Genomic DNA, 19091 nt, shown 5'->3' with positions numbered 1-19091 from the left:
CATATAAAAACAGGATTATTGAATTGAAGATGGTGCCACGACTCGACATTAGAGACAGATATAATTGGTAAAAGAGTATCTAGCTAATGCTAGATACTTTTTTTATAAAAAACTACAAGGGAGGACTCATATTATGAGAAGGAACTGGATACCAAAGAAGGTATTGTCAGTAATTCTTGCGGCAGCTCTTGCTATGTCGCCAACTATTACTGCAGCCGCTAGTCCAGTTGACGAGTCAGCAGAAGTTACCGAGGTTAAAGAGACTGAGGATTCTGTTGCAGAAGAAGCTGCTGAAGCTGATGAGGCTAAGGAAGATGCTGAAGAATCTGAGGAGTCAAAGGAAGAGGCTGACGCGGCTTCAGAGAATGATTCGAAGACAGATTCAGAGGAAGCATCTGAGGAAGCTGAAGAGGCTACAGTGGATTTAGAAGCATTGGGATTAGATGCTGATGAGCCACTATTTGAGGAGGTAGATCCTCAGGAAGAAGGTCTGGAGGTCGACAAGACTGCATTAGGAGAGGAAGTTGAAGAAAAGGTTGAAACACCTGATCCTGATGAGCAGACCAGAGTAATTATTGTTATGGAGGGCGACAGCGTCCTCGATAAGGGCTACGATACAGAGGACCTGGCAGAGAACAAATCTGCTATGAAGGTTGCTGACAAGATCGAAGCAGCTCAGGAAAAGGAAGTTGAAAAGATTGAAAGAGAAGCTCTTGACGGAGAGGAACTCGAGGTAAACTACAACTTCTCTATTTTATCAAATGCTGTATCTGCAGATGTAGCATTTAAGGACATCGAAGAAATCAAGAAGGTTGACGGTGTCGAGGCAGTTTATGTAGCAGCAAAGCATGACCCAGAGGTTGAGGCTGAGCCAAACACAATCACATCAGGCGATATGGTTGGCAGCTACAACACATGGACAACAGGCTACACAGGTGCTGGTACAAGAATTGCAGTTATCGATACAGGTATCGATATTGACCATCCATCTTTCGATGGTGATGCATTCTCTGCACATCTTTCAGAGACAGCTGAGGATGCTAGCAAGACAGTTGCTGATTATGATCTTCTTGATGAAGAAGAAATCGCAAATGTATTGCCAAATCTTAACGCTTTCAAGAGAGATGCTGATGTAACAGCAGAAACTCTTTATCAGAATGAGAAGGTTGCTTTCGCATTTAATTATGTTGATAAGAACCTTGATATCACTCATGACAATGATGAGGAAGGCGATCATGGAACACACGTTTCTGGTATCTCAACAGCAAACTATTATGTTCCAAGTGCAACTTCTTCAACAGGATATGATAAGCAGGCAGCAGGCGTTGTTGGTATCGCACCTGATGCACAGCTCATCACAATGAAGGTTTTCGGTACAAACGGTGGTGCTTACACAGATGATTACATGGCAGCTATCGAGGATGCAATTCTCCTCAAGGCAGATGCAATCAACCTTTCACTTGGTTCAGCTGCAGCTGGTGAGTCATCAGACGCAGAGAGCTATATCAACGATATCTTCAAGAAGCTTGAGGGTACAAGCACAGTAGTTTCTATCTCTGCTGGTAACTCAGGTCGTTGGTCAGATAACTCTGTATACGGTGTAAACCTTAGCAAGGATGTAAACCTTGATACTGTAGGTTCTCCAGGATCATACCTTAATGCACTTACAGTAGCATCTGCTGTAAACTCAGGTTTAACATCATTCTATTTCTCAACTACAGATGATAAGCATGTTTCATTTGCTGATGGTTCTGATTCTCTTGCTCCTCACTTCTATGAGCTTGATACAACATCAGACCAGAGCGGAACAGAGTATCCATTTGTTTACTTTGAGGGCAAGGGTGAAGCTGCTGACTACGAAGGTGTTGATGTAGAAGGCAAGGTTGTTTTCGTATCACGTGGTGTTATCACATTTGCTGACAAGCACATGAACGCTGCAGCAGCTGGTGCAAAGGCAGTTGTTATATACAACAACCAGCCAGGTACAATCAGCATGACAATGCAGGGCTCAGACGCAACAATTCCTGTTTGCTCAATCACACAGGCTGATGGTGCAGCAGTTGCTGCAACAGGCGAGAAGGTTGCTGAGGGCGTTTACGAAGGAACAATTAAGGTTACTTCACTTCCTGAGACAGTAAGAGACGTTGCAGATGGCTACACAATGAGCGATTTCTCTTCAGTTGGTGTTCCAGGTACACTTGATCTTAAGCCAGAAATTACAGCACCAGGTGGAAATATCTTCTCTACAAGAGATGATGGATCTTATGGTCTTATGAGTGGTACTTCAATGGCTGCTCCTTCAATCGCAGGCCAGAGTGCACTTGTTCAGCAGTACATTCGTGAGAATGATTTAGCAGAGCTTAACGGCGTTTCAGTTCGTACACTTGCTCAGTCACTTCTTATGAGTACAGCGACTCCTCTTTATGAGGGCAATGATAGAGAAAATGGTCTTGAGTATTCTCCACGTGCACAGGGCGCAGGTCTTGCAAATGTTCAGGATGCAGTTTCTTCTCCATCATACATTCTTGTTGGTGAGAAGGAAGGCAACGATGGTAAGGTAAAGGCTGTTCTTGGTGACGACCCAGAAAAGACTGGTTCCTACTCATTCGATTTCGATATCTACAATATGGAAGTAGAGCCTCAGTACTACGTTCTTGATTCAACAGTATTATCTGAGCAGCTTTACGATTCAGAGGGTACTACATATTTCATGGGTACATCTCACGAGCTTAATCCTGAGGTTACATTAACAGCTGACGATACCAAGCTTGTTTATGACCTTAACGATGATGGCAAGGTTAACGCAAAGGACCGCAAGCTTCTTCTTCAGGTTGCAAACGGTACAAAGACTGTTGATATTGTTGAGACAAACGAGGATTACTTCGATTTCAACAAGGACGGCGTTGTTAACACAAAGGACGTTTACGTATTCTCTAAGGCACTTAAGGGAAATGCTGCAGATGTTGACCTTGGCCTTGAGGTTGTAGAGGTTAAGGACAGCACAAAGATTTCTGTTAACATCAACCTTTCAGAGGATGACAGACAGTATCTTGCTGGATTTGAAAACGGTATGTATGTAGATGGTTTCATCTATGTAAACGGTACTGTAAATCTTTCAGTTCCATTCCTTGCATTCTATGGAAGCTGGGCAGATTCACCAATGTTTGAGGATTTTGATTTCATGCAGTATGTTCATGATGCAGATTACAGAAATAATGCTGTAACATACTCAGGAATTGAAAGAACAAACTTCCTTTCAATCTATCCACTTGGAACTGATAATGAGATGTACTACACACCAAACTACTTCGTAGATGATGACAAGTACATTGCTGACAGAAATGCAATCAGCTCAGAGAACGGTACAAAGCTTGGCGCTCAGTACTATTCATTAATGAGAAATGCAAGCAGACTTATCCTTACAATCAAGGATAGAAATTCAGGCGAGAAGTACTTCGAGACTGTTTCAAATGAAAACTACGCTGAGTTCTACTATGCAGGACAGGGTAAATGGGTAGAGTCACTTGCAGCTCAGGATTTAGATTGGGCAGGTACAGATGCTGATGGAAATCCACTTCCAGACGGCACAGAGGTTGATGTTACACTTCAGGCTATTCCTGCTTACTACGATGATGTTGAGGATGTTTCAACACTTACAGCTCCTGGCATGTATCTGTCAACTCCAATTGCAATCGATAACACAGCTCCTGTTGTTTCTGATGCAGTTAAGGGTGAGGATGGCAAGTACGAGCTTACATTATATGATAATCGTTACGTAGCTTCAGTTCTTTTAATTGGAAGTGATAAGAAGACAGTAATTGGCAAGTATGCTGTAAATCAGGAGCAGCTTGGCGAGGATGTTACACTTTCTATCGATGCTCCAGAGGAAGTATTCTACGTTGACGTTATCGACTATGCTATGAACGAGTCAGTATATCGTTTCAATAATACTGGTCATGCTGATACAAAGTATGTAACAGAGGTTACTGTTGATAAGAGCGAGGTTGAGCTTAAGGTTGGCGAGACAGCACAGGTTACAGCTACAGTTGCTCCAAAGTGGTTAGCTGAGAACTATGACCGTGTTGTATGGATCAGCGACAACAGCAGCATCGCTTCAGTTTCACAGTCAGGTCTTATCACAGCTAAGAAGGCTGGCGAGACAAAGCTTACAGTTTACACAGTTGCTACTGATAAGAGAGGCAAGCATCTTACAGCCGAGGTTAAGGTTAAGGTAGTTGAGAAGGAAGAGGATGACGAAAATTCAGAGACTTCTGACGACAAGACTAAGACTGAGGACGAAAATGTAGAAGATGCCAAGGTAGAAGAGAAGTCTGAGGACAAGGACGCTGCTGAGAAGGTAGAAGAGTCTGAGGAGCAGGCTTCAGATGAGAAGGTTGCTGAGGATGAAAAATCAGAGGAAGAGTCTTCAGAAGACGAGTCAGCTGATGAGAATTCTGAGGATGAAGTAGTAGAGGACCAGTTAGGAGGAGAGAATGATGATTAAGAATTTAAAAAGAGCAGTCGTTCTCGGTATGGCTGCAATTACACTGCTTACTGGAACACCTGCTACAACAGTAAAGGCTGCTGAGGCTAAGCCAGTTCACACAGCAGTTGCTTCTACAGGCAAAGGCGATGCCCAGAAAATCACATACAAGGTTACCTTGGACAAGACAACAGTTACAGATGGTAGAGTAGCAGTTGTTTACGATCCAAAGGTACTTGAGCTCAAGAGCGATTCAGAGGGAATCAAGTTTGCTGATGCAGATGTAAATAAGAAATTTGTTGATGGTGATTCAAAGGGCGTTGCTTACGCATTCGTTTCTGATGCACCAAAGACAGCAAATGGAACTCTTATGACTGTTCAGTTCAATGTTAAGAAGGGACTTAAGAGCCAGAAGACAACAATCAGCACAAAGGTTTTCGGTATCAACAATGAGGATACTGAGGTTGTTGCTGAGACAGTATTAGATGATGCTGTAGAGGTTGGATTAAAGGATCTCAAGAAGCCAACTATTAACAAGCTTAACCAGACAATTCTTGGTGTTTACATGAGCTGGACTAAGGATGCTAATGCTGATGGATATGTAATCTATCGCAGCACATCAAAGAATGGAAACTACACAAAGATTGCTACAGTAAGCGGTCTTAACAGCTACTGGGATGTGCTTGTTGCAAACAACAAGACATACTACTACAAGGTAGTTTCATACCAGGGTAGCGGAAACAGCCGTGTGTACTCACAGGAGTCTGCACCTGTTTCAATTAAAGTCAAGAAATTCTTTGGATTATTCAGCTAATAAAATAACCCCAGTATCTTAGGCCGTCGGTTACGCCTACAAGCCTTAGGTCTCTCTGTTCGACTACATGTCTCACTGAGAGGCCTAAGAGCTTGATGGCTACCGACTCACTTAAGAACTGGGGTCTTTTTATGTACATTTAGTTCGACGATGCTTTATTCATGAACTTCTCATTATCGATAATGAAACGCTCGTGCACGCCACGACCGACAGGTCCATTTTCATCAGAGCAACTCACTTCAAAAGTTAGTTTACGCCCATCGATTTCTTTTAGTGTTGCTTCACAGGTAACTGTCTTGCCGACTGTACTTGGAGCAGTGTGGCTGACGTCGATTTTTGTTCCTACGGAGCCAAAGCCTTCTTCCAATTCAGGTTGAATCATCTTCCAGCAGGTCTCTTCCATAAGTGCAATCATTGCAGGGGTGGCGAACACATCTAAAGCTCCGCTGGTGAAAGCCTTTGCAGTGTTATCTAAGGTCACAAGGGTCTTGCCTGTGCCTTTCATTCCAATTTCTAACATTTTTCGTATGCTCCTTCCATAAAATTCACAAAATCATTATACTATTATTATACTCAAAGTGCTAAAATTATAGATTATAAACCGAGAATAGTAAACACAGCGTTATGTTTGACAGGGGGTAATTATGATTAAGGATGGAAACATTATTGACCTTTCAGATTTTGCAGAACGTGATGTAAAAGAAGAACTCGCGCATATTAAGGAAAGCATTATATCACTGGAGAAGCTGATTGATGCCAAGGAACAGGAGCCTGAGGATTCAACAGGTAATTCTCTTGCAAGAAAACTCAAGGCTACTATTCGTGAAAATATAGAGGAGCTGAACCTTCCAATAGAGGAAAAATGCGATGCTCTTGAAGCAAAGCTTAATGTCATTCAGGAGTCAATTTCTCAGATGAAGGAAAAGCAGGCTGTTAACAGCAAAATACAGATGGTGATTGCAGTGGGCATGCTTGTAGTTACGTTTATCAATTTGTATATTTTCTTTTTCATATACATGTAAACTATGGAAAATGACTAGAAATCCGGTGCTTGCTGCATCGGATTTTTGTTTGTGAAAAGCGGCTAAATATGGTATAATTTGTCACCGTGAGTTTATTTCAGGCTCATATTTATCCACTAATTATTTTAGGTTTTTGATTTTCCTCAGAAAATCAAAAACCGGACATGGACCAATATTTTCTGAAAGAAAATATTGCTTGGCAAAGCCAAGTTCTTGTGGGCTTTTTCCTTAAGTAGCCCACAAGAAGTCATGATTTAAATTTTTATAAATATACGGAGGACAAGATGAAAGAAATTCTTCAGCAGATTAAGGAAGTTGTTACTGCGGGCTTCACTGAATGTGGCTATGATGAGAAGTACGGAATGGTTTCTCTTTCAAACCGACCTGACCTTTGCCAGTTTCAGTGTAACGGAGCTATGGCAGCAGCAAAAGAATACAAGAAGGCACCTATTGCCATTGCAAACGAAGTAGTAGAAAAGCTTGCAGGCAATGCTATGTTTTCAAAGTGCGAGGCTTGCCCTCCAGGTTTCATCAACATGAATCTTTCAGATGATTTCATCGCTGATTTTGTTTCAAAGATGTCAGATGATTCTGAGCGTTTCGGCGTTGACAAGAAATCTTCACCAAAGAAGGTTATGATTGATTACGGCGGACCAAACGTTGCGAAGCCACTTCACGTTGGACATCTTCGTTCAGCAATCATTGGAGAGTCAATCAAGCGTACAGCTCGTTTCATGGGAGATGAGGTTTACGGTGATGTGCATCTTGGTGACTGGGGTCTTCAGATGGGGCTTATCATCACTGAGCTTAAGCTTCGCAAGCCAGAGCTTGTTTACTTCGATGAGAATTATGATGGAGAGTATCCATCAGAGCCACCATTTACAATTTCAGAACTCGAGGAGATTTATCCATGCGCTTCTGGAAAGTCAAAGGAGGATGCAGCATACAAGGAGGCAGCTATGACTGCAACCTTTGAGCTTCAGCACGGAAGAAAGGGCTATCAGGCACTTCTTAAGCACATCCTCAATGTTTCAGTTACAGATCTTAAGAGAAATTATGAGAAGCTCGATGTTACCTTCGATCTTTGGAAGGGAGAAAGTGATGCACAGCCATACATCCCTGATATGGTTCAGAAGATGAAGGATGATGGTTTCGCATATATTTCAGAGGGCGCTCTCGTTGTAGATGTTAAGGAAGAGACAGATACAAAGGAAGTTCCACCATGTATGATTCTTAAGTCAGATGGTGCTTCCCTTTACAATACAACAGACCTTGCTACAATGGTTTGGCGTATGAAGGATTACAATCCTGATTCTATTATCTATGTTGTTGATAAGCGTCAGGAGCTTTACTTCACACAGGTATTCCGTTGCGCAAAGAAGACAGGCATTGTTCCAGCAGAGACAGGCCTTCATTTCGTTGGTTTCGGTACAATGAATGGCAAGGATGGCAAGCCATTCAAGACACGTCAGGGTGGCGTAATGCGTCTTGAATATCTCCTCCAGGAAGTTGAGGACAAGATGCTTGAGAAGATTAAAGAGAATGGTACAATGAATGAAGAGGATGCTGTTAAGACAGCTCAGATTGTTGGTCTTTCAGCAGTTAAGTATGGTGACCTTTCAAACCAGGCATCAAAGGATTACATCTTTGATATCGACCGCTTCACTTCAGCAGAAGGAAACACAGGTCCATACATCCTTTACACAATCGTTAGATGTAAGTCAATCCTTGCGAAGTCAGGTGTTACAAGCTTTGAGGGAAGCATTCTTCCAGCTCATTCAGAGTCTGAGCGTTCACTTCAGCTTGAGCTTACAAAGTTCATGGCAGCTTTGAATTCAGCATACGAAGAGATGGCTCCTCACAAGATTTGTGCATACATCTACGATTTGGCAAATGCATTCAACAGATTTTACCACGATACAAAGATTTTGGCTGAGGAGGACGAGACAGTTAAGGCTAGTTACTTAAAGCTTTTATGGCTCACAAGAGGTGTTCTTGAGAAGTCTATCGACCTTCTTGGTTTCAACGCACCGGAGCGTATGTAAATGTCAGATACTTCTTTTTTACCAATTGATTTTGTTAATCGCATGGAGCAGGACTTAGGTCCTGACTTCCATGCGTTTTTACGTTCTTATGAGGAAAGCAAGATTTCAGCCCTGCGTTTTAATCCAATCAAGGCTGACGAGAATGCTGTTTCAAACATAAAGGAAATGCTCACTGGACAGGTGGAGTGGAGTCCAAACGGCTACTATTACGATGATGAGGCTAGCCGTCCTGGTATTCATCCATATCATCATGCTGGAGTTTATTATATTCAGGATGCTTCGGCACAGCTTCCAGTGGAGATGCTTGCACCAAAGCCTGGCGATTTCTGCCTTGATTTGTGCGCAGCTCCAGGTGGAAAGTCTACACAGATTGCAGGATATCTGAAGGGTGAGGGAATCCTTGTTTCAAATGAGCCTATGAAGAATCGTGCAAAGATTCTCTCGGAAAATGTGGAGAGACTTGGCATCAGAAATGCAATCGTTACCTCAGAGTATCCAGATAAACTGGCCGATACTTTTCCTGAGTATTTTGATAGAATAATGGTGGACGCGCCATGTTCGGGCGAGGGTATGTTCAGAAAGAATCATGATGCCTGTGACGAATGGTCACTTGAGTCGGTAGAAATGTGCGCTGAGAGACAGGCTGGAATTTTGGACTGCGCCTACGAGATGTTAATTCCTGGTGGCCGTTTGTGCTACAGCACCTGCACCTTCGCCAAGTTGGAGGATGAGGAAGCAGTAGCTGCGTTTATTGAACGTCATCCTGATATGAAGCTTATAGAGGAGCGCAGATTATGGCCTCATCAGGTCAAAGGTGAGGGACATTACGCTGCACTTCTTGAGAAGCTGGATTCTGATAACAGAGCAGAAGAGTGTAGAGAATCAAGAGCGGAGATTAAGCTTAAGAAGATAAATAAAAAAGAGATAGCAGAGTACTTGGATTTTATAAAAGGCTTCTCCTTGAGAAGAAGCTGTCAACTTCAGCTGACTGATGAGGTGGAAAAATCAGGCCTTCTATTAAACGACCTCCTTTACCTCCTTCCACCACACTGTCCAGATTTCACTGGTTTGCACGTTCTTCGCGGAGGTCTTTTCCTCGGTACACTAAAGAAGAACCGCTTCGAACCAAGTCATGCACTTGCACTTGCCTTATCCAAGGATGAAGTTACGAATACATTTAATTTGGATAAAGACTCTCCTGAGGTAGAAAACTATCTGAAGGGTCAGTCAATCTACGGAGAGGTGGATGACGGCTGGGTTCTCATTACAGTTGATGGTTATTCCCTTGGTTGGGGCAAAGCCGTTCGTGGCCAGATAAAGAACCACTATCCGAAGGGATTGCGTAACATGGGATAGAATAAATAGGTACTCATTAAGTATCGACAAATATATTGAGCCGGTAGCCATCAAGCTTATGTGTGACTTTAGTGAAACATTTAGTTGAACGGAGTCACATATGGCTTGTAGGCGTAACCGGCGGATTGGGATTCATATGATACATAAAATTTACATGCACAAACAGGATATTTATGAATATGTTATGTTTACTATTGCTTCGATTGCAATGGTAATCGGAATATATTTCTTTAAGTTCCCAAACCACTTTTCTTTTGGTGGAATCAGTGGTCTTTCTATCGTTTTGGCTGCACTCATTCCACACACACCAGGTTACATAAATTTCATTATCAATATGTGTCTGCTTTTGCTGGGATTTATTGTATTTGGCAAGGAATTTGGCGTTAAGACAACCTACATCACTATGTTGGTTTCTGTTGGCCCATCTCTCTGTGAAAAGTTTTGGCCAGTTGATGCACCACTGACAAACCAGCCAGTTCTTGAGCTGATGTTTGCAATAGCACTTCCTGCATTTGCTTCTGCAGTCTTCTTCAATCTTGGCGCATCTTCAGGTGGAACTGATATTGTGGCAATGATTTTGAAAAAATATACCAAGGTAGATATTGGAACAGCTCTTTTCATGTCGGATGTTTTGATCGTAATTTCTGCCTGCCTGGTATTTAATGTTGAGACAGGTTTGTTTTCGTTGGTTGGACTTCTTGCAAAGTCACTTGTTGTTGATGAGACTATTGAAAATATTAATCTTGCAAAGTACTTTACTATTATTTGCAGTGATCCTGAGCCTATCGTGAATTTTATTATGAAGGATTTAGGCAAGGGTGCCACTGTTTACAAGGCAGAGGGAGCTTATGGTCATCAGGAGAAGACTGTAATTCTTACCATTCTTAAGAGACAGCAGGCAGTGGAATTGAAGAATTTCATCAGAAAGAATCAGCCATCGGCTTTTATCGCAATTACGAATTCCAGTGAAATTATCGGTAAGGGATTTCGCGGGTACAATTAATAAATATGCCTTCCCCTTGAGGGGAAGGTGTCAGCTTTAGCTGACGGATGAGGTGTATATGAAAACAGTATGGGGAATAATGGCCCATGTAGATGCTGGCAAGACCACTCTATCTGAGGCGATTTTATATAATGCGGGACAATTAGCATCCATTGGTCGAGTAGACCATGGGGATGCTTTTTTAGATACAGATTCTCAGGAGAAAAACAGGGGTATTACTATTTTTTCAAAGCCAGCTGTTTTTCAGTATGAGGGGGAAAGCTTTACACTTCTTGATACTCCAGGACACGTGGATTTTGCCACTGAGGCGGAGCGTGCAATCTTTGCATTGGACTACGCAATTCTTTTGATTTCTGGAACTGATGGCGTTCAGCCTCACACCAGAACAATTTTTAGACTTCTTGAGGAGAATAATATCCCAATACTTATCTTTGTAAATAAGATGGATATGGCTACTGCAGATTTGAAGCAGTGTATGTCAGAGCTTAAAGCTGAGCTATCAGACAAGTGTGTACTCTCGTCTGATTATGAATCCATGGCTTTGGCAGACGAAGAGGTTATGGAGGAGTTTCTTGAGAATGACAGCTTATCACAGCAGACGGTAATTCAGCTCATAAATGCGAGAAAGGTGTTTCCTGTATTTTCAGGTGCTGCCCTTAAGAATCAAGGGGTGGAAGAACTTATGCAGATGATGGCAAGCCTCTCAAAGTCTGTAGAACGGCAGTCAGAGTTTGGCGGTCGAATCTACAAAATCGAAAGTCTCGGAAGAGATACAAGACTTACCTTTATGAAGGTAACTGGCGGCTCACTTGCAGTAAAAGCAATTCTTTCAAACGGTGAAAAGGTAAATGAACTTCGCATATATTCAGGTCTAAAGTATCAGCAGGTTGATGAGGTATCAGCTGGTGATGTGGTTGCCTTGGTTGGCCCAAGGGAGACCTTTGCAGGGCAGGGAATTGGCTTTGAAGAGAATAGACCTGAACTTAGCCTGACACCGGTACTTTCGTATCAGGTGAAACTTGGAGAGGAGATAGAACCAAGACTCGCATACCCTAAGCTTCTTGCACTCAACGAGGAGGATCCAAGTCTTCAGGTTAGCATGGATTCTGAGAATCAGATTACCATGCATCTTATGGGAGAGGTTCAGACTGAAATCCTTATAAACAAGATTAAAAATGAACTGGGTTATGAGGTTTCTTTTGAAGAAATCGGAGTCCTTTACAAAGAGACAATCAATGGACTCGTGGAAGGCGTAGGGCATTTTGAACCCCTTCGTCATTACGCTGAAGCCCATATTCTGATGGAGCCGCTAGACCCAGGTAGTGGAATTCAGGTGGTTAAGGACGTATCTACAGACGATTTGGCTCTTAACTGGCAACGTCTTATAGAGACTCATATTCTTGAAAGACAGCATCTTGGAACAGCAATCGGTGCACCACTTTCTGATGTGAGATTTACTATCATTGGTGGTAGAGCTCATATCAAACATACTGAAGGTGGTGATTTCAGAGAGGCTACTTATAGAGCTATCAGACAGGGATTGATGGAGGCTGGTACCACGATTCTTGAGCCATATTTCAGATTCGAGATGATACTTGATAATGATTTTGTTGGTCGAGCAATGACGGATGTTGAATCAATGGGTGGAACCTTCGAAGCTCCAACTGATATGAATGGACAGTCCAAGCTGGTGGGAGTTGCTCCAGCAGTCAATATTAGAAATTATGCTTCAAAGCTTACTGCCTACACCAAGGGGGAGGGACGTATCTCCTTGGTGCTTGATGGTTATCGCCCATGTCACAATCCTGATGAGGTTATGGAGCAGTACGGATATAATCCTGATGCAGACATAGATAATCCTGCATCAAGTGTTTTCTGTTCTCACGGTGCGGCAACAATTGTGCCTTGGGATGAGGTGAAGGATAATTGTCATGTGCCATGCCGTACGAACAGGGATACAGCTTCCGATTTTCAGGATGAACCAATCAATTCAAAGCGAATGAATCATGGTGTGGATGAATGGTTGGACCCAGATGAAATAGATAAAATTCTATCAATGGCTACTCATAGCAATCAGGGAAAGAATCCTAAAAAGGGATGGCACTATGGTGAGGGTTCCCGTCCAAGACGAGTGGATTCGGATTATGTATATACTGCGCCAAAGGCGGTAAAGCCAAGGGATAAATATCTTTTGGTGGATGGCTACAATCTGATTTATGCCTGGCCAGAGCTGAAAGAGGTTCTTGATGTAAATCTGGATGGTGCCCGTGGGAAGCTTCTTGATATTTTAAGTAATTACAAGGGGATGACCGACTACAACGTCATAGCAGTTTTTGATGCTTATCGTGTAAAGGGGCATGCAGTGACTGCTTCAGATTATTTGAATATACATCAGGTTTTCACAGCGGAGGCTCAGACTGCCGATGCCTATATCGAGCGTTTTACTCACGAGCATGGCAAAAAATATGACATAACTGTTGTGACATCAGATGGATTGGAACAGGTTATTATCCGCGGCGCCGGAGCGAAGCTTATGTCCTCGAGAGAATTTATTGAAGAGGTGGAGCGAAAGGCCAACGAATTAAGGGAAACTTTTGGGATAAAATAAGTTATTATCTACAAAAATAAATAGTTTATAAAAAATGGTGAATTGAATGTTTTTTTAACAATTAATTCACCATTCTTTTTTATACTGTGATTACTTGCTTGAGTAATGCGCTATATCGATTTTTATTAAAAATCTATTTAGGGGAGAGGCTTTGCTATGGCCAAGTACGAGTTTGATCCAATTGAAAGAGAAGCGCTTGAAAGGCTGAATATAGCTATGGCTATTTATCAGTTTCTGGATAAGAGAGTAACCACTCTCCTTGTTACGGATGGCTTGTGCCAGATGATGGCCATGCCTAGGGAGGATGTAATTACTCTCCTCAATGAGGATATGTATCGTGATACTCACCCAGATGATAAAGCCAGAGTTGCAGATGCGGCCTTAAAATTTGCCTCAGGTGGGGAGTCTTTTGATTGTGTTTATCGAACCATGTCACATCTTCTCAATGATTATGTGATTCTTCATTCTCATGGTGCCCATTTCTTTACAAAGGACGGAACGATGCTTTCATCCACAATTTATATGGTTGAGGGCTTGGGCTCAAATTCAAAAAATCCATTGACGGAGCATCTAGCTTCGAATTTCAGAGACATAATGAAAAAAGAAAGCCTGATTCGAGACAATTTCTACGATACGCTCACAGGCTTACCTAATATGTCTTACTTTTTGCAGTTGGCCGATGCTGGAAAGAAAAACATTCTGAGCGAAGGATTTACACCAGGTATTATTTTCATTGATTTAACTGGAATGAAGTTTTTCAATGAAAAATACGGCCTTAGGGAAGGGGATAACCTCCTTGTAGCTTGTGCTCAAATTTTGAAGAAATATTTTTCAAATGAAAACTGTGGACGAATGGGTTCAGACCATTTTGCAGTGTTTACAAAAATGGAGGGCGTTGAGGAAGTACTGGCAAAAATATTCGAGGAAATGAAATATGCTAATGAGGGACGTTCACTTCCGGTTCACGCCGGGATATACTCTATAGCATTCGAGGATGTTTCTGCATCCAGTGCTTTTGATCGTGCAAAAATTGCAAGCGATAAGGAAAAGGGCGCTTACATTTCAAAATATGCGTATTACGATGTTAACACTCATGCTGCAGCTTCCAATCATCAGTATGTTATTAACAACTTTGATAAGGCAATGGAGGAACGTTGGATAAAGCCTTATTATCAGCAAATCATACGTGCGGTAAATGGATATGTGTGTGATGAAGAGGCTTTGGCGCGATGGATTGATCCCGTTCGTGGAATAATACCACCTGATCATTTTATTTATGTTCTAGAGGATGTTAAGCTGATTCACAAGCTTGATTTGTATATCTTGGAACGGGTTATCGAGGATTTGGAGGATGTTTACGCGAAGGAACATCCTGTTGTACCTGTAAGTATAAATCTGTCCAAGTATGATTTTCAGCTATGCGATATTGTTGAGGAAATTGATAAGAGAGTCAAGGCGTCCAAGACGGTTACCGCTGAGGATATTACAATAGAGATAACGGAGAGCGTATCTAGTCTGGATCCTGATTTTGTAAAGGAACAAATCCGTCGTTTCCATAGTCTGGGTTATAGCGTTTGGATGGATGATTTTGGTAGCGGATATTCCTCTTTGAATATGCTTCAGACGTTTGAATTTGATGTTATCAAGTTTGACATGAGATTTATGCGTGAGTTTAATCTTTCACGTAAGAATCATATCATTTTACACCAGCTGATTCAGATGGCAAAAAAGCTTGGAATCGATACTGTTATCGAGGGCGTTGAAACTATTGAACAGGTTAAATTCTTAAGAGAAATTGGGGCTTCAAAGTTGCAGGGATATCATTTTGCCAAGCCAATTGATTTGGACGAATGGTATGCAATTTGCGGTGCAAATGTTGGAAACAGGATAGAAGATAAGCATGAGACAGAATACTTCGATAAAATTTCCAAGGTGAATGTTGTTGAGCCTGATGTTAATACTGATTATAACTGGAGGGCTAATGAGTTCTTTGGTCAGCTGCCGACGGGAATCCTAGAATTTAGAGAGGATAGCATTTATATTCTAAGGTACAATAGAACCTTTGCCGATTTCCTGCTGAAGACGGATTTTGTTGATGAGATGGACTTGGGACAGGTTATGATTCGCCAGAAGAGATTACCAGAGAATGAATTTCTTGATACCATTGCAAAGTGTGTGGATTCTGGAAAATGGGAGCTGGTGGAAGGCTTGAAGGAACAGGGGCTTACCATGGATTTGTTTATTAAATTCATTGGTCGAAATCCTGTGAATCAATATGTGGCATTTGAGGTAGTTATAATTGCAATTACATCCTAATGGCATTTGACAGACCTTTACAAGTGTGGTAAGTTCTTTACGAATTTAATATGTTTCATAAGGATTAGGTGTCCATACAATTCGTAATTACGAATTGGTATGGGTGAAAAGGGAATCTGGTGCGAATCCAGAACGAAGCCGTCACTGTGTTAGGGAGTCTGCAGTTATGTCACTGAGCATCGCTTGGGAAGAGATTGTAGATGATGATCGAAGTCAGGAGACCTGCCTACTCTTAGATTAACGATTTGCGGACCTTCAAATCTTAGTTCATGATTTTTGATTGAATTAGGGTCGCTTTAGGCGACCCTATTAAGTTTGTGGTCCGCACCAGAAAATGGAGGATTACATAATATGAAAAGAAAAGCGTTATGTGGACTTGCTCTTATTATGAGCTTATCAGTTTCTTTTGCAGCATGTGGAAACACAGCAGCTGAGACTGAGCCAGCAGAGGAGACCGCTGTAGAGGCAACACAGGAGGTATCTGATCAGGAAATGGCAGATAAATGTGCAGAGTTAATCGATGCAATTTATGTTCAGGAATGGACAGAGCAGACTGATGAGCAGTGTGCAGCAGCTAAGGCCGCATGGGATGCACTTACAGATGCACAGAAGGAGCTTGTTGAGGGCGAGGAAGCTGATCCAGATTATTTCGGAAGAGATACAGGTGACGCCAGCAAGGATGATCCTTTGAATCAGGATGATATTGGTGAGAACGAAATCCTTGTTGTAAGCTTTGGTACTTCTTTCAATGATAGCCGTGTTCAGGATATTGCTGGTGTTGAGAAAGCAATTGCTGAGGCTAATCCGGACTGGTCTGTAAGACGTGCATTTACAGCACAGATTATCATCAATCACATTCAGGCTCGTGATAATGAGAAGATTGATAATGTAAAGCAGGCACTTGATAGAGCAGTTGCAAATGGTGTTAAGAACTTAGTTGTTCAGCCTACACATCTTATGCACGGCGCTGAGTACGATGAGCTTATGGAAGATGTTAACGCATATTCAGATAAGTTTGATTCGATAGCAGTTGCTGAGCCACTTCTTGGTGAGGTTGGTGCTGATGCTACAGTAATCAATGCTGATAAGAAGGCAGTTGCTGAGGCAGTTGTTGCAGAGGCAGTTTCATGGTCTACAGATTATGACAGCCTTGAAGCAGCTGAGAAGGACGGCGTGGCATACGTATTCATGGGACATGGAACTAGCCACACAGCAAAGGTTACATATTCTCAGATGCAAACACAGATGAACAAGCTTGGTTACAAGAACGTATTCATCGGTACTGTTGAGGGTGAGCCTGAGGAGACAGCTTGCGAGAACGTTATCGAGGCTGTTAAGGAAGCTGGTTACACAAAGGTAGTTCTTCGTCCACTTATGGTTGTTGCTGGTGACCATGCAAACAACGATATGGCTGGTGATGACGAGGATTCTTGGAAGTCAATGTTTGAGGCTTCTGGAAACTTTACTTCTATTGAGTGTCAGATTGCTGGTCTTGGTGAAATAGCAGATGTTCAGAAGCTTTATGTTGCTCATACAGCAGAGGCTGTTAAGTCTTTAGGCGATGTAACAAAAACAGCAGAGGCTTCAACTGACGAGATTAAGGATGGTCAGGAGTACGAGGTAAACTTTGATACTGACAGCTCAATGTTCCATGTAAATGAAGCAATGAACGGTAAGGGAACTCTTACATCGAAGAATGGTAAGATGTCAGTTCATATTTCACTTGTTTCAAAGAAGATTGTAAACCTTTATGTTGGTACAGCAGCAGATGCTGAGAAGAACGAAGCAAACTGGCTTCAGCCAACAGAGGATGAGATTAAGTATGCAGATGGAACTACAGATGTAGTTTACGGATTTGATGTTCCTGTTGAGAAGCTTGGCAGCGAGTTTGACCTTGCTATTCTTGGCGAAAAAGGAACCTGGTATGATCATAAGGTGAGTGTATCATTCTAAATGAAGCGAATAACAATAATTGCTGCAGTGCTGGCTCTGAGCTTAACAGCCTGCAGCTTTTTTAATAACAACAGAATAGAAGAGACCGCTGCAGATATAGAGGACGGAAACTATTCCTGCCATGTGACCCTTACAGGCGGAAGTGGCAAAGCCACTGTGGAATCTCCAGCAGAGGTAGTTGTAAGTGATGAGGGAAATACGGTAAAGCTCGTCTGGTCAAGCTCACACTATGACTATATGAAGGTTGAGGATATCCGCTACGACAACGAGGCAGCTGAGGGAGAGAATTCCGTATTTACGATACCATTCTCAGAGTTTGATGAAGAGTTTACTGTCATAGGCGACACCACCGCCATGAGTGTGCCCCATGAGATAGAATACGGGCTGACGGTATATGCACCGGGCTCAAAACTTCACCCTGCGGTAAAACTGTCTCCGAAGGAGTCCGACGAGGAGATAATACTTGAGGATTTAACCTATGTAGGCTCTTTAAAATTAGACTATGCCACCCAATTTACAGTTGATTACTATAAGGATGCAGTTGGTAACATCGAAACCTTCATCAACATCGGTGAAGGAGAAAACCTTGAGCAGTATCTGTTTATGGATGAAGATAAACTTGATAAAACCTATCTGGTTTCTACTTCAGTAATGGATTTGATTAGCAAAATTGATGCGTTAGACAATATTCGTTTCTCTGGCACTGATTCCAAGGATTGGTACATCAAGGCAGCCAAAGAGAAAATGTCTTCAGGAGACATTCTTTATGCCGGAAAATATTCAGCGCCAGATTACGAACTTCTCCTTAGTGAGGGGTGTAATTTTGCCATAGAAAACACCATGATTTACCACAATCCAGAGGTTAAGGAAAAGCTGGAAGAACTAGGTATTACTGTTCTCGTGGAGCGCTCAAGCTATGAGCAAAATCCACTGGGCAGATTAGAGTGGATTAAACTTTACGGTGTTTTGTTTGACAAACTTGATGAGGCTACAGCTTTTTTCGAGGATCAGGAGAGCAGAATTAAAGAAATTTCCAAATCGGCTAATACCAAAAAGACGGTTGCTTTCTTTTCAATCTCTTCAAATGGTCAGGTGGTTGTTAGAAAACCGGGTGACTATATTACTTCCATGATTTCAATGGCGGGGGGTAATTATGTTCCTGCAGAGCTGGAGGCAGCAGAAGACAATGCCTTATCTACCCAGAAGATAACCATGGAGGATTTTTATCTTCAGGCAAAGGATGCAGACATTCTGATTTACAATAGCACTATCGAGGGCGAGCTTTCAGATGTAACTGAGCTTTTATCCAAGGCTGAAATCCTTGAAGGTTTCAAAGCAGTAAAGTCTGATAATGTTTATTGTTTAGGGAAAGACTATTTCCAAAAAAGCGCAGATGTGGCAGAATTTATAGAAGATATATACAATATTCTTAAGGGAAACGATAGCGGGCTCAAATATATTTACAAGCTTAAGGAGTAGAAATTGCGAAAC

The 19091-nt window shown here is 42.1% G+C and carries 11 protein-coding genes and 1 riboswitch; of the genes, 10 read left to right on the top strand and 1 reads right to left on the bottom strand.

Features of this window, described 5'->3' with window-relative positions:
* Nucleotides 1-133: 133 nt before the first annotated feature.
* A complete protein-coding gene (locus FXF36_RS14300) occupies nt 134-4504 on the top strand; it encodes a S8 family serine peptidase (protein WP_151625238.1) in 4371 nt (1456 codons plus the stop codon).
* Nucleotides 4494-5297 carry a hypothetical protein gene (locus FXF36_RS14295; RefSeq protein WP_151625236.1) on the top strand — a complete coding sequence of 268 codons (804 nt, stop codon included), beginning with the start codon at nt 4494-4496 and terminating at the stop codon, nt 5295-5297. The genes FXF36_RS14300 and FXF36_RS14295 overlap by 11 nt, the downstream gene beginning before the upstream one ends.
* Before the next feature lie 139 nt (nt 5298-5436).
* Here FXF36_RS14295 and FXF36_RS14290 read toward each other — a convergent pair whose 3' ends face one another.
* The gene (locus FXF36_RS14290) at nt 5437-5817 is read right to left on the bottom strand and encodes a thioesterase family protein (protein WP_151625235.1); all 381 of its coding nucleotides are present in this window, start codon (nt 5815-5817) and stop codon (nt 5437-5439) included.
* Nucleotides 5818-5941: 124 nt separating this feature from the next.
* Here FXF36_RS14290 and FXF36_RS14285 point away from each other — a divergent pair, with 124 nt between their 5' ends.
* The 8 genes from FXF36_RS14285 (at nt 5942) to FXF36_RS14250 (ending at nt 19079) form a co-directional block, all read left to right on the top strand.
* Nucleotides 5942-6319 carry a hypothetical protein gene (locus tag FXF36_RS14285; protein WP_151625233.1) on the top strand — a complete coding sequence of 126 codons (378 nt, stop codon included), beginning with the start codon at nt 5942-5944 and terminating at the stop codon, nt 6317-6319.
* Between the two features lie 284 nt (nt 6320-6603).
* Nucleotides 6604-8364: an arginine--tRNA ligase gene (gene argS, locus FXF36_RS14280; protein WP_151625231.1), complete on the top strand. Its 1761-nt coding sequence runs from the start codon at nt 6604-6606 to the stop codon at nt 8362-8364.
* A complete protein-coding gene (locus FXF36_RS14275; RefSeq protein ID WP_151625229.1) occupies nt 8365-9720 on the top strand; it encodes an RsmB/NOP family class I SAM-dependent RNA methyltransferase in 1356 nt (451 codons plus the stop codon).
* A gap of 154 nt (nt 9721-9874) precedes the next feature.
* Nucleotides 9875-10723 (top strand): YitT family protein, encoded by an 849-nt coding sequence (locus FXF36_RS14270; RefSeq protein WP_243143522.1) that lies wholly within the window; start codon nt 9875-9877, stop codon nt 10721-10723.
* A 58-nt stretch (nt 10724-10781) separates the two neighbouring features.
* Nucleotides 10782-13331, top strand: coding sequence for a translation factor GTPase family protein (locus FXF36_RS14265; RefSeq protein ID WP_151625225.1), 2550 nt, complete (start codon nt 10782-10784; stop codon nt 13329-13331).
* 156 nt (nt 13332-13487) lie between these two features.
* Nucleotides 13488-15647: an EAL domain-containing protein gene (locus FXF36_RS14260; RefSeq protein WP_151625222.1), complete on the top strand. Its 2160-nt coding sequence runs from the start codon at nt 13488-13490 to the stop codon at nt 15645-15647.
* A 49-nt stretch (nt 15648-15696) separates the two neighbouring features.
* Nucleotides 15697-15891: riboswitch (cobalamin riboswitch) on the top strand.
* A gap of 107 nt (nt 15892-15998) precedes the next feature.
* Complete coding sequence (locus FXF36_RS14255) at nt 15999-17600, top strand: sirohydrochlorin cobaltochelatase (RefSeq protein WP_151625220.1); 1602 nt, start codon at nt 15999-16001, stop codon at nt 17598-17600.
* Nucleotides 17601-19079 (top strand): ABC transporter substrate-binding protein, encoded by a 1479-nt coding sequence (locus tag FXF36_RS14250; RefSeq protein ID WP_151625218.1) that lies wholly within the window; start codon nt 17601-17603, stop codon nt 19077-19079.
* Nucleotides 19080-19091: the final 12 nt, after the last annotated feature.

It is taken from the genome of Pseudobutyrivibrio xylanivorans (assembly GCF_008935055.1).
Classification (GTDB): Bacteria; Bacillota; Clostridia; order Lachnospirales; family Lachnospiraceae; genus Pseudobutyrivibrio; species Pseudobutyrivibrio xylanivorans_A.
Note: the sequence above shows the minus strand (reverse complement) of the source record. Positions and strands in the feature narration are given on the sequence as shown.